This window comes from Polaribacter aquimarinus (assembly GCF_003129485.1).
In the GTDB taxonomy this organism is placed as follows: domain Bacteria; phylum Bacteroidota; class Bacteroidia; order Flavobacteriales; family Flavobacteriaceae; genus Polaribacter; species Polaribacter aquimarinus.
The window spans coordinates 65,071-77,760 of record NZ_QFFG01000006.1; the positions used below are offsets into that span (position 1 = coordinate 65,071).

The following is a 12,690-nucleotide window of genomic DNA, read 5'->3' on the forward strand; positions in this document are numbered from 1 at the left end:
AAATATGAAGTTATTTATAACTGGTGGTGCTGGTTATCTAGGTAGAGAAATTGTAAAGAGATACTATAATAAAGCTCAAATAACGGTTTATAGTAGAGATGAAGCAAAACATTATTTTTTAAAAAAACAATTTCCAGAAATAAAATGTATCATTGGAGATGTAGCTGATTTTGATCATATGAAAAAAGCTGCAAAAGGGCATAATTTTGGCATTTTTGCAGCTTCTTTAAAGCAAATCGAAGCTGTAGATCAAAATGTGGACATAGCAATAAGAACTATAATAAATGGTGCTACCAACTCTAGAAATGTAGCTGAAGAAAATAATTTTGAAGCAGCTTGTTTTATTTCTTCAGATAAAAGTAGAGCAGCAACAACACTTTATGGAGCAATGAAATTCATAGGAGGAGAAGCATTTATTGTTAATGCCGAAGAGTCTAATGTAAGATTAACAACAGCTATTTATGGCAATGTATTAAATTCTACAGGAAGTATTATTCCATTAATTTTAGATTCTATAAAAAACAATTATGAAATAAAGCTATATTCTCCTGAAATGACACGCTTTATGATAGATGTAGAAGAAGCAATAAACCTTATCGATAACTCTTTTAACTATTCAGGATATAATATTATACCTAATATATCAAGTTTTAAAGTTTTAGATCTATTTGAAATTTATAAAAAAGAATTTGGTTTAAAGTATTCTTTAGGTGTACCAAGAATTTCTGAGAAGATTCATGAAATTATGATTGCTAAAGAAGAAATACCAAGGACTTTTTTAGATGAAAATACAAATATGTATATGATGCACTATAAAAAAATATTCAATGACTCTAAAGTGAATTTTAATGAATTTTCAAGTGAAAATGTCGTAGTTTCTAAACAACAATTATATGACAAATTAAAAAAGAATAATTTTTTCCAAAAAAACAACAAGTGAGGATAGGAACTAACCCCAATATTCATAAAGAAATTGACATTCTTCAGAAATCTCATAGAGTAATTATACCTGTATATATTCCAAATTTTGAGGGATATTTTAAAGATTCTCTAAATGTTTTTAAAGTTTGTATAGAATCATTATTGCTTACTATAAATACTGATACAGTTATATCTGTAATTTCCAATGCTTCATGTGATGAAGTAAATCAATATATTTTTAACTTAAAAAAAGAGAAAAAAATAGACCGAGCCATTTTTAATGAAGAAAATGTAGGTAAAATGAATGCCATAATTGCAGAAGCAAGAGCAAGTTTTGAAGATATAATTACTTTTTCTGATGCGGATGTCTTTTTTGATAAAAATTGGCTTTCTAATACTTTCAATATATTTAATAATTTTCCTAAAGCAGGTTTAGTTTCTATGAATCCAATGCCTGGGAGTTATGGTTTCGCAGCTTCAACAATTTTTAGCAATATCTTTGTATTAAAAAAAGAGAAAACTAGTGAATTATGTAGTTTTAGTGATTTAGAAAATTTTCATAAAAGTATAGGGAGAGATAAAAAATTAACAGAACAACTTTATAATAAAAATATTGCATATTTAAAGTCAAATAATGTTAATGCTCTTATTGGTGCAGGACATTTTTGTTGTACTATAAAAAGGACATTAACTTTAAATTATGTACCTAAAGAAAAGTCAAATAAAGCAGCTTCTGGAGGTTCTGAAACTAAATATTTAGATATTCCATTAGATATATCCCATCAATGGCGATTATCTTCTACAAAAGCTTATATATGGCATATGGGAAATACTTTAGAAAAAGAACTATACTTAGAGAAACTCGAAAGCTTAAAATCATTTAAAGAGAAAAACTTCAATTTTCATGGTCTAATGCATGATAATTCTTATTTATTTTCTAAATTCATTCCTTATAAATTAAAACTTAAATTAGTTTCTTTTATTAAAAAACAATTTTTAAAATAAATGTTTACTATAGCAGAAATAGCACAAGCCCATGATGGTAGTTTAGGTATAGCACATTCTTATATAGATGCTCTAGCAAAAACTGGTGTGGATGCAATAAAATTTCAGACCCATATTGCTGAAGCAGAGAGTAGTGTTTACGAACCTTTCAGAGTAAAATTTTCTAAACAAGATAAAACTCGTTTTGAGTATTGGAAGCGAATGGAATTTACGCTAAAACAATGGAAAGAGCTTAAATCTCATTGTGAGGAAGTTGGTTTAGAATTTATGAGTTCTCCATTTAGTAACGCTGCTGTTGACTTATTGGAACAAGTTGGTGTAAAAAGGTATAAAGTAGGTTCTGGAGAAGTAAATAATTTTTTATTGCTTAATAAAATTGCAAAAACAAAAAAGCCAGTAATAATTTCTTCTGGAATGAGTTCTTTTAAGGAATTGGATAATACTGTAAAATTTTTAAAAAGTAAGAATGTAAAATATTCAATTTTACAGTGTACAACAGCTTACCCAACTAGTCCTAATCAATTTGGTTTAAATGTTATTCAGGAGTTAAAAAAACGTTATAATGTTCCAGTGGGCTTTTCAGACCATTCCGCTAAAATAGAGACATCTATTGCTGCAACAGCTATGGGGGCTGAGATACTTGAATTTCATGTAGTTTTTAATAAAGAAATGTTTGGTCCTGATGCTAAATCATCTTTGACAATTGAAGAAACGAAAAAAATGATTACTGCTGTAAAAAACATAAAAAACGCTATAAATAATCCTATTAACAAAAAAGATAATATTCAATTTTTAAACTTAAAGTCCATATTTGAAAAATCTCTAGCAATTAATAAAGATTTGCCGAAAAATCACACAATTACTTTTAATGACTTAGAAGCAAAAAAACCAAAAGGATATGGTATTTTAGCAAGTGATTATGAAAAAGTTTTAGGAAAAAAAATTAAAAATGATATAAAAAAATGGAGTTTTATAAATTATGAAGATTTAATTCTATAATATGTCGCAAAAAAAAATATGTGTTGTTATTACTGCTAGACCCTCTTACAGTAGAATTAAAACGGCTTTAACTGCAATTAAAAATCATCCTAAGTTAGAATTACAACTAGTTATAGCTGGATCTGCTTTATTGGGCAGGTACGGAAATGCAGTAAATTTTATCGAAAATGATGGATTTATAATATCTGAGAAAGTTTTTATGGTGCTTGAAGGAGAAAATCCTTCTTCTATGGCAAAAACAACCGGACTTGGTGTTATGGAGTTAGCTAATGTGTTTTATAATTTAAAACCAGATGCAGTAATTACCATTGCAGATAGGTTTGAAACTATAGCAACAAGTATAGCTGCCTCTTATCAAAATATACCATTAATTCATATTCAGGGTGGTGAAGTTACTGGAAACATTGATGAAAAAGTAAGACATGCTAATACCAAATTAGCAGATTTACATTTCGTAGCATCAGAAGAAGCAAAAAAAAGAGTACTTAAAATGGGTGAAAACCCGAAAATGGTTTTTAATACTGGTTGTCCTTCTATTGATTTAGCAAAAAAAATTAAATTAAACCCAAAATTAGATTTTAAGCCTATAGAAAAGTACGGTGGTGTTGGAGAACAAATAAACTGGGAAAAAGGTTATTTAGTTGTAATGCAACATCCTGTTACAACTGAGTATAATTCTGCAAGAAAAGATGTTTTACAAACGCTAGAAGCAATACATGAGCTAGACATACCTACTTTTTGGTTTTGGCCTAATGTAGATGCAGGTTCAGACGGCACCTCTAATGGAATTAGGTATTTTAGAGAGACTAAAAAACCTCAAAATATTCATTTCTTTAAGAATATGGAACCAAAAGATTTTTTAAAACTTTTAATAAATAGTAAGTGCCTAATAGGAAATTCAAGTGTAGGAGTTAGAGAATGTTCTTATTTGGGGGTACCTACTGTTAATATTGGTTCTCGTCAAAATAAAAGACAAAGAGGTTCTAATATAATTGATGTAGAATATGATAAAACTGAAATTATTAATGCTATTCAAAATAGATTAAACGCTAAAGATATTGTTTCTGAAAGCATTTATGGCGATGGAAACTCAGGAAATAAAATTGCTGACATTTTAGCAACAACAGATTTTACGTTTCATAAAACGATTGAATATTAATGAAAGTTTTAGGAATTATACCAGCCAGAGGAGGTTCTAAAGGAGTAAAAAAGAAAAATATTCGTTTATTAAATGAAAAACCTCTCATAGAATATTCTATAAATGCAGCTAAGAAAAGTAAACTTTTATCACATTTTACAGTAACTACTGATAGCGAAGAAATAATTGATATTGCTAAACAAAATAATTGTAATTACCATAGAAGAAGTATTGCTAATTCTTCAGATTCATCACCTATAGAACCTGTAATTCATGAAGTGCTTGATAGTTTTGATACTGATTTTGATATCATAATATTATTGCAACCAACTGCACCTGCTAGAACAGGTAAAGATATAGATGAAGTTATAAAAATGTTTAAAGATGATGAGAAGTTAGAATGTGTTGTATCTGTAGTTGAGTTAAATGACATTCACCCTGCAAGAATGTATAACATTCATAATCAAAAATTAAATTCATTAGAAAAAGAAAATGAATTTAAAAGAAGACAAGATTTAAAACCTGTTTACCTTAGAAACGGTGCTTTTTATGCTATAAAAAAAGATTCTTTTTTATCAAATAATAGATTAATTCTTGAGAATAAAAAAGCGTACATAATGCCCGAAGAAAAATGGATAAATATTGATACAGAAAGAGATTTAATGATTGCTAATCTACTTATAAAAAATCTGGATATTTAAAATATGGATAAAGTAATTGCTCATATTTCTGGTATAAAAAAATTAACAAACCAAGCTTTAGATATATTATCAAGTATTTCTTCTGTTTGTTATGTGAAAATAAATTCTGAATCAGAATTAAAAAAATCATTAAAAAATTGTGATATTTTTTGGTTTAGGTTAAACCATAAAATTACTGAAGAAGTTTTAAAAAATGCAAGATGTAAATATATACTTTGTGCTGTTACTGGCTTAGATCATATAGATATTATTGCATGCAAAAAATATAATATTAAAGTTATAAGTCTAAAAAATGAAAAAGAATTTTTAAAAGAAGTTAGGGCAACTGCAGAGCATAATTTTGGACTTCTATTGGCTTTAATAAGAAAATCTAAAAGTGCTTTTAAGCATGTAGAATCTTACCAATGGAATCGAAATTTATTTCAAGGAGAAGAATTATATAAAAAAAAAATCGGTATACTAGGCTTAGGTAGATTAGGTAAAATTATTGCTGAATATGCAAATGTTTTTGGGATGGAAGTTTATTACCATGATAAAATAGATTTTGAAGAAAGCATATATACAAATTGTGAATCTCTAGAAGATTTAATTACTCAGGTAGATATATTATCAATAAATATTACCTATGATGATACTACTCATTTTATAATTAACAAAAGGATTCTAAGTAAAATTAAAAAGTCATTATATATTGTAAATACCTCAAGAGGAGGTGTAGTTAATGAAGACGACATTATTACTTTTCTTAATAAAGGTAAAATAAAAGGCTATGCTACAGATGTTTTGTATGGAGAGCCTGATATAGAAGAAAATAAACTCATCAAATATGCTGAAGAAAATGAGAATGTTATTATAACACCTCATATATCTGGATATACCAAGGAATCTATTGAGAAAACTGAAATTTTTATAGCTAATAAGTTTTTGAAAAACTTTAATAAAAACTAACCTATGTGTGGTATTGCTGGTATAGTTGGTGAAAAGTCCAATAAAAAAATATTGACTAAGATGTTGGCTTCTCAAAATCATAGAGGACCAGATAACACAGGGATTTATGGTGATAATGAAGTTATGTTAGGGCATAACAGATTATCTATTATAGATTTAACAAAAAATGCAAATCAACCTTTTACTGATGTTAACAAGCGCTATTATTTAACTTTTAATGGAGAAATCTATAATTATTTAGAACTAAGATCTGAACTTAATTATTGTTTTAAAACAGATTCTGATACTGAAGTTTTATTAGCAGCTTATTTAAAATGGGGAAAAGACTGTCTTCATAAATTAAATGGTATGTTTTCTTTTGCTATTTGGGATTCTGAGAAGAAAAAACTATTTGCAGCTAGAGATCGATTTGGTGTAAAACCGTTTTATTATTGTCTTTATGAAAAAGATTTCTATTTTTCTTCTGAAATTAAAGCTTTATTTGAAACAGGCATAATAAAAAAACCAAATAAAAAAGTATGGGCTAATTATTTTTCTTATGGTTCTTATGGTTTACCGCATGAAACTTTTTGGAAAGATATTCATCAACTTTCCGCTGGACATTATATTGAATATGAAAAAAACAATTTAAAAATTAGTAAGTGGTATTTTTTTGAAGAAGAAATTAGAAAATATTCTACACAAAATTTATCATATCAAGAATCCAAAGAAAAATATACAAAACTTCTAAAAGACAGTATAAAACTTCGTTTTAGAGCAGATGTTTCCATAGGTTTTAATATAAGCGGTGGAGTGGATAGTTCTACTTTATTGGCATTAATAAATAATGAAAAAAGCACAAAGAACATAAAAGCTTTTACTTTTTATTGTGATAATAAAGAATATGATGAGCTTCCATGGGTTGAAGAAATGATATCTCATACTAATAATCCATTAGAAAAAGTTTTACTAAAATCTAATGATGTAAAAAAATTATCAGCAAAAATATCAGATTTACAAGACGAACCATATGGAGGTATACCTACAGTAGCTTATGCTAATATTTTTAAAAAAGCACGTAATCTTAATACAATAGTTTTATTAGATGGACAAGGTATGGATGAGCAATGGGCTGGTTACGATTATTATTTGTCAAATAATAACACTAATACCATACAAGGGGTAGTTAATTCTCCATTTAAAAAAAATGTTTTAACTAAAGAATTTCTAAAATATGCAGATAAACCTACTTATCCAAAACCATTTTCTGATGATTTGTTAAATAAACAATATAGAGATTTATTTTACACAAAAATTCCAAGGGCATTAAGGTTTAATGATAGAATATCTATGGCTTTTTCAACAGAATTAAGAGAGCCCTTTTTAGACTATAGATTAGTTGAATTTGCATTTTCTCAACCATTGGAGTATAAGATTAAAAATAATGTTCAAAAAAAAATGATTAGAGATATTGCGTCAGAATATTTGAGTAATTCAATTTCTTACGCTCCTAAAAGACCTTTGCAAACACCACAAAGGGAGTGGTTACAAAATGAATTATTTGATTTTGTTCTTAATAAACTAAAAACACTTAAAGATTCAGAATATTCTTCTTGGTTTAATTTTTCTGAAATAGAAAAAGAATTAAAACTATATAAGGAGTGCGAATTAGACTCTAGTTTTCATATTTGGCAATGGTTAAATTTATCGCTTTTAATTAATAAATAGTAAATATTGATGAAAAAAAAAGAATTAATAGTGTTTGTAGTTCCTGATGGAACTGGTATAAAAAATTATCTTTTTTCTAATATTATTCCTATTTTAATTCAAAAAGGAAAAGATGTTTTTATTTATCATTCATTAGACGAGAATGCCTTAAATGAAGTTAGAAAAATTCATAATATAGAATTTGAATCTAAAGCTATTCCTACTTTTAAAGAACCTTTTAAACAAAAATTTTTAAGAGAGGCAATTGCATATGCAAGATTAAATTACAATTCAAAAATAGTAAATAACCCTACTATACTAACAAATTGGAATTCTAGTAAAAAAGGGGTTTTAAAGAAAGCTTTTTATTTTTTGGTTGAAAAATCAGGAAAATATTTGTCAAAAAAATATTCTAGAATTCTAAATTTTGAAGAGAAGTATCAACAAACTATAAAAAGTACTATATACAAAGACATTCAATTTCTAGAAAAATTAAATCCTGAGAGTTTATTTTTTACACATCAAAGATCTGTAAAAGCTATACCTATTTTGCATGCTGCAAAACAATTAAAAATAAAAACTATTGGAGCGATTTATTCTTGGGATAATATTCCTAAAGGAAGATTAGCTTTAAGAACACAAAAATATGTTGTTTGGTCTAATTATATGAAAAAGGAGCTTAAATTTTATTATCCCGAAATTAATGAAGAAAATATTATTATTACAGGGTCTCCACAATTCGATTTTTACAAGAAAGAAAGTATAATAGACAAAAAAGAAAATTTTTACAAAACATATAATTTAGATTTAAGTAAGAGAACAGTATGTTTTTCTGGAGGTGATGAATTAACTTCTCCTTACGACCAAAACTATTTACAAGATATAGCAGAAGAAATAAAGAAAAACAAAAAAGAAAATGAAATACAGATTCTTTTTAGAAGATGTCCAGTAGATATTTCTAGTAGATATGATAAAGTTATAGAAAAATACAAAGATTTAATAATACCAATTCATCCTCTTTGGAGTAATGATAGCAAGCACTGGTCTACTTTGTTTCCATATTATGATGATATAAAATTATTAGCCAATATTTGCAAACATAGCGACTTAGTTTTCAATATAGGCTCTACAATAGCGTTAGATTTTGCAGCTTTTGATAGGCCTGCTGCATATTTAAATTATGACACCTGTGAAGATAAAAATTGGTCTGTTAAAACTATTTATAATTTTGAACATTTTAAATCTATGCCTGATAAAAACCAAGTTTTTTGGGTGAATTCAAAGAATGATATTCTTAAAATTATTGAAAAAGCTAGTAAAACTAACTTTTCCTTAGGAAAAGATTGGTTTAATATTATTAATATTGATAATGATAATATATCTTTGAATATAGTTAATCAAATTATAAAATAGTGCATATCATTTTTCTTACGAGTGAATTTCCAGATAATCAGAATACTTATGGAGGTATTGGCACATTTGTGAAGTTTTTAGCTGAAAAATTAGTGGCACAAAATGTTAAAGTATCTGTAATTGGCATTTATAAAAATGATGAATCTATAGAAGTAAATGGGATTAAGGTACACAAGCTAAAAAAATCTAATTGGATTTTAGGTAAGTTTTACCATCATAATTTGAAAATTCAAAAAAAAATAAAAGAAATTAATAATTACTCTCCTATAGATTTTATCGAAGGCAGTGAATTAAATTTTGCTTTTTTTCCAAAAAAAACTTCTTATAAAAAAGTAATAAGATTACATGGAGGTCATCATTTTTTTGCAAATGAACTAGGGAAGAAAACTGCTTTTTGGAGAAGTTATCAAGAAAAAAAATCGTTTAAAAAAGCAAATTACTTTATAGCAGTTACCAATTATGTAGGAAATCAAACAAAAAAGTTTTTAAAATTTAATTTTAAATTTATAACAATTTTTAACACAGTTAAATTGGATGCATTTTATAATTCTAATCCTATAAAAGAAATTCCATTTAAGCTCTTGTTTATTGGTACTGTTTGTGAAAAAAAAGGAGTAGAAAATTTGATAAATGCTTTTTATTTTATAAAACAAAAGTTTCCAGAAGCAACTTTAGATATTATTGGAAGAGATTGGTCTTTTAAAGAAAATGCATCTTATACAGATTATTTAAAGATAATAATAAAAGAAAAGAATATTAGTGGTATTAAATTTTTAGGAGCTTTGCCATATGATGTAATTCCTTCTGAAATAGAGAAAGCTCAAATCTGTGTTTATCCTTCATTAGCAGAATCTTTTGGTTTAACAATTATAGAATCAATGTCAATGGGTAAAGCAATTGTAGCGAGTAAAATAGAACCTTATAAAGAAATAGTTGGAAACAGCAATTCTGTTCTTTTTCATGATGTTAATTCTATTGAAGATATTGTAGATAAAATTTCTTTATTATTAACCTCCCAAAAACGAAGAGAGCAGTTGAGTTTAAAAAGTAGAGATTATGTTATAAATAAGTTTAAAATAGATAAAATCATAGAACAAAACTTAGAATTTTATAAGTCGATATCTTAAATCCTAAAAAATAAATTAATATTTTGTTTAAATCAGATATTTTAAAATATAAAAAATATAGTGGTAAACCAGCACTAATTCTTATAATAACTACCCAAGGTTTATGGGCTATCTGTGTCTATAGAATATCTAATTTTATTTATAAAAGTAATTTGCCAAAACTAATTAAAAAACCACTTCTATTAATCTCTATTTTGTTTCAAAAGTGGATTGAAATTATCACTGGAATTTCTATTCCATATTCAGCATCAATAGGTAAATCATTTTATATTGGACATTTTGGAGGTATTATTATTAATGCTAAAAGCGTAATAGGTGACAATTGTAATATATCTCAAGGGGTAACAATCGGAGTTAGTGGTAGAGGTGATAAAAGAGGAATTCCAATTATTAAGAATAATGTTTATATTGGTGCAAATGCAGTTGTTGCAGGTAAAATCGAAATAGGTAACAATTGTGTTGTTGCTGCAAATTCATTAGTAATTAATTCAATAGAAGATAATTCTACAGTAATTGGTGTGCCAGCAAAAATTATCAATAAAAATAGTTCTATCGGATATATTTAATGAATTTTTTAGTAATCTCAGACGCACCAATAATAAAGCAAAAGGATAAATATTTTGCTTACGCACCTTATGTTAATGAAATGAATATCTGGATGAAATATTGTGAAACCACAATTATTTCACCAACAAAATATCATAAACCCTTATTAATAAAAAATTTTAATAGAGAACCAATTGTTAAATCAATACCAGCATTAGTATTTAATTCTTTTGGTAAATCTTTGAAGAGTATAATTAGTATGCCATATATTTTTTTTATGCTCTTTTTTCAAATATATAAAACAGATCATTTACATTTAAGGTGTCCTGGTAATATTGGATTATTGGGTAGTTTAGTTCAAATTTTATTTCCAAATAAGAAAAAGACTGTTAAATATGCCGGTAATTGGGATCCTAACAGCAAACAACCATTAAGTTATAGAATTCAAAAATGGATTCTCTCTAATACATTCTTAACTAAAAACTGTAAAGTATTGGTTTACGGAGAATGGAAAAATCAGTCTAAAAATATTGTTCCCTTTTTTACAGCCTCATACAGAGCTACTGAAATAGAAGTTATATCTGATAAAGATATTTCTAAATTGATTAGGTTTATCTATGTTGGCGCATTCTCTGAAGGTAAACAACCTATGTTAAGTGTAAAAACTATTGAAAAATTGTTGACTACTAATTATAATATTCAGCTTGATATGTATGGAAATGGAGATGAGTTTGAAAAGGTGAAAAATTATATCAAAGAAAAATCTTTAGGAGAATATATTTATTTACATGGCAATCAATCAAAAGACATTGTGAAAGAGGCTTTTAAAAAAGCTCATTTTTTAATTTTTATTTCCAAATCCGAAGGGTGGCCAAAAGTTGTAGCAGAAGCTATGTTTTGGAAATGTTTGCCCATTTCTTCTAAAGTTTCATGTGTTGAATTTATGTTAGGTTATGGTAATAGAGGGATATTAGTTGATGATAAAACTGATGAAAACCTTCTGTCTAAAATTGTAATAAATATTTTAGAAAATAATAATTACCATAAAAAAGTAAATCTTGCTCAAAATTGGTCGCATAATTTTACATTAGATAAATTCGAATCAGAAATAAAAAAGCTTTTAATCTGATGAGAAAATTAAACATAATTCAGATAATAGATAGCCTTAATACTGGAGGTGCTGAAGTACTAGCAGTTAATATTGCAAACGAACTTCATAATTTAAATTATGGCTCTCATTTATGTACTACAAGAAAAGAAGGTAAATTAAAGAGTAATCTAAAAAAAGAAGTAGGTTATGTTTTCTTAAATAGAAAAAAAAAGATTGACATTACATCGGTATTTAGCCTAAGAAGTTATATTATTAAAAATAATATTAGTATTATTCATGCTCATAGTACTTCTTATTTTATTGCTGTCTGTGTTAAATTTATTTACCCTAAAGTTAAAATTATTTGGCACGATCACTTTGGAGTTATTCAGAGTTTAAATCATAGAAAATTATTTCCTTTAAAGTTTCTTTCTTTATTTTTTAAGACAATAATTAGTGTTAATTCTGACTTAGAAAAATGGGCAAAAGAAAAACTATTATGCAAAAAAGTTTATTTTTTAAACAATTTCCCAAACTTCAATAATTCAGATTCTAGTACAATTTTGAAAGGCTTAAATGATAAGAGGATTATACATTTGGCGGCTTTCAGAGAACAAAAAGACCATATAACATTAATAAAAGCGTTTAATTTATTTCATTCAGTTAATAAAGAATGGACTTTACATTTGGTTGGACAACAGAATAATGAAATCTATTCTAAAAAAATATTAGATTTAATAAAAAAAATGGGATTACAAAATCATATTTTTGTTTATGGATCATGTTTAGATATTGAAAATATTTTAGATCAATCTTCAATTGGAATTTTATCGTCTAATTCTGAAGGTTTACCTTTAGCTTTGTTAGAATATGGTTTGGCCAAATTACCTGTTATCGTAACTGATGTTGGCGAATGCTCTAAAGTTGTTATTGATGGTGTTTCTGGATATGTTGTTAACTCTAAAAATTATAATGAATTATCAGAAAAAATATTACTATTAGTAAGTTCTAATAAAAAAAGAAAAGAATTTTCCGCTAAGCATTATGCTAACGTTTTAAAAAACTATTCTAAAAAAAGTTTTTTTAAAAAAGTAATTGAAATATATAAAGATTAAT

General features: G+C 26.5%; 12 protein-coding genes. All 12 read left to right on the top strand.

What is annotated here, in order from left to right; translation table 11 throughout:
- The first annotated feature begins 4 nt into the window (after positions 1 to 4).
- Genes DIS07_RS12750 through DIS07_RS12805 form a run of 12 tightly spaced genes read left to right on the top strand, consistent with a single transcriptional unit; the run spans position 5 to position 12,689 of the window.
- On the top strand, positions 5 to 940 hold the full coding sequence (locus DIS07_RS12750) for a polysaccharide biosynthesis protein (RefSeq protein WP_181374601.1): 936 nt from the start codon (positions 5 to 7) through the stop codon (positions 938 to 940).
- On the top strand, positions 937 to 1,926 hold the full coding sequence (locus DIS07_RS12755; RefSeq protein WP_109405647.1) for a glycosyltransferase family A protein: 990 nt from the start codon (positions 937 to 939) through the stop codon (positions 1,924 to 1,926). The genes DIS07_RS12750 and DIS07_RS12755 overlap by 4 nt, the downstream gene beginning before the upstream one ends.
- Positions 1,927 to 2,925, top strand: coding sequence for an N-acetylneuraminate synthase family protein (locus DIS07_RS12760; RefSeq protein ID WP_109405648.1), 999 nt, complete (start codon positions 1,927 to 1,929; stop codon positions 2,923 to 2,925). It abuts the gene before it with no gap.
- A 1-nt stretch (position 2,926) separates the two neighbouring features.
- Entirely contained in the window at positions 2,927 to 4,084 is a 1,158-nt protein-coding gene (gene neuC / locus DIS07_RS12765) for a UDP-N-acetylglucosamine 2-epimerase (protein WP_109405649.1), read from the top strand.
- Positions 4,084 to 4,764, top strand: a complete 681-nt coding sequence (locus DIS07_RS12770; RefSeq protein ID WP_109405650.1) for an acylneuraminate cytidylyltransferase family protein — start codon at positions 4,084 to 4,086, stop codon at positions 4,762 to 4,764. The genes neuC and DIS07_RS12770 overlap by 1 nt, the downstream gene beginning before the upstream one ends.
- A gap of 3 nt (positions 4,765 to 4,767) precedes the next feature.
- Entirely contained in the window at positions 4,768 to 5,712 is a 945-nt protein-coding gene (locus DIS07_RS12775; RefSeq protein WP_109405651.1) for an NAD(P)-dependent oxidoreductase, read from the top strand.
- A gap of 3 nt (positions 5,713 to 5,715) precedes the next feature.
- Positions 5,716 to 7,419, top strand: coding sequence for an asparagine synthase (glutamine-hydrolyzing) (gene asnB, locus DIS07_RS12780; RefSeq protein ID WP_109405652.1), 1,704 nt, complete (start codon positions 5,716 to 5,718; stop codon positions 7,417 to 7,419).
- Between the two features lie 9 nt (positions 7,420 to 7,428).
- Positions 7,429 to 8,811, top strand: a complete 1,383-nt coding sequence (locus tag DIS07_RS12785; RefSeq protein ID WP_109405653.1) for a hypothetical protein — start codon at positions 7,429 to 7,431, stop codon at positions 8,809 to 8,811.
- The gene (locus DIS07_RS12790) at positions 8,811 to 9,938 is read left to right on the top strand and encodes a glycosyltransferase family 4 protein (protein ID WP_109405654.1); all 1,128 of its coding nucleotides are present in this window, start codon (positions 8,811 to 8,813) and stop codon (positions 9,936 to 9,938) included. The genes DIS07_RS12785 and DIS07_RS12790 overlap by 1 nt, the downstream gene beginning before the upstream one ends.
- Positions 9,939 to 9,961: 23 nt before the next feature.
- Positions 9,962 to 10,504 (top strand): serine O-acetyltransferase, encoded by a 543-nt coding sequence (locus DIS07_RS12795; RefSeq protein ID WP_317045917.1) that lies wholly within the window; start codon positions 9,962 to 9,964, stop codon positions 10,502 to 10,504.
- Positions 10,504 to 11,613 (top strand): glycosyltransferase, encoded by a 1,110-nt coding sequence (locus tag DIS07_RS12800; protein ID WP_109405656.1) that lies wholly within the window; start codon positions 10,504 to 10,506, stop codon positions 11,611 to 11,613. Before DIS07_RS12795 ends, DIS07_RS12800 begins: the two co-directional genes overlap by 1 nt.
- Positions 11,613 to 12,689, top strand: a complete 1,077-nt coding sequence (locus tag DIS07_RS12805; RefSeq protein ID WP_109405657.1) for a glycosyltransferase — start codon at positions 11,613 to 11,615, stop codon at positions 12,687 to 12,689. The genes DIS07_RS12800 and DIS07_RS12805 overlap by 1 nt, the downstream gene beginning before the upstream one ends.
- Position 12,690: the final 1 nt, after the last annotated feature.

Coding starts and splice junctions, on each gene's coding strand:
- DIS07_RS12750 (WP_181374601.1), top strand. CDS start 5: ATGAAGTTATTTATAACTGGTGGTGCTGGTTATCTAGGTAGAGAAATT.
- DIS07_RS12760 (WP_109405648.1), top strand. CDS start 1,927: ATGTTTACTATAGCAGAAATAGCACAAGCCCATGATGGTAGTTTAGGT.
- neuC (WP_109405649.1), top strand. CDS start 2,927: ATGTCGCAAAAAAAAATATGTGTTGTTATTACTGCTAGACCCTCTTAC.
- DIS07_RS12770 (WP_109405650.1), top strand. CDS start 4,084: ATGAAAGTTTTAGGAATTATACCAGCCAGAGGAGGTTCTAAAGGAGTA.
- DIS07_RS12775 (WP_109405651.1), top strand. CDS start 4,768: ATGGATAAAGTAATTGCTCATATTTCTGGTATAAAAAAATTAACAAAC.
- asnB (WP_109405652.1), top strand. CDS start 5,716: ATGTGTGGTATTGCTGGTATAGTTGGTGAAAAGTCCAATAAAAAAATA.
- DIS07_RS12785 (WP_109405653.1), top strand. CDS start 7,429: ATGAAAAAAAAAGAATTAATAGTGTTTGTAGTTCCTGATGGAACTGGT.
- DIS07_RS12800 (WP_109405656.1), top strand. CDS start 10,504: ATGAATTTTTTAGTAATCTCAGACGCACCAATAATAAAGCAAAAGGAT.
- DIS07_RS12805 (WP_109405657.1), top strand. CDS start 11,613: ATGAGAAAATTAAACATAATTCAGATAATAGATAGCCTTAATACTGGA.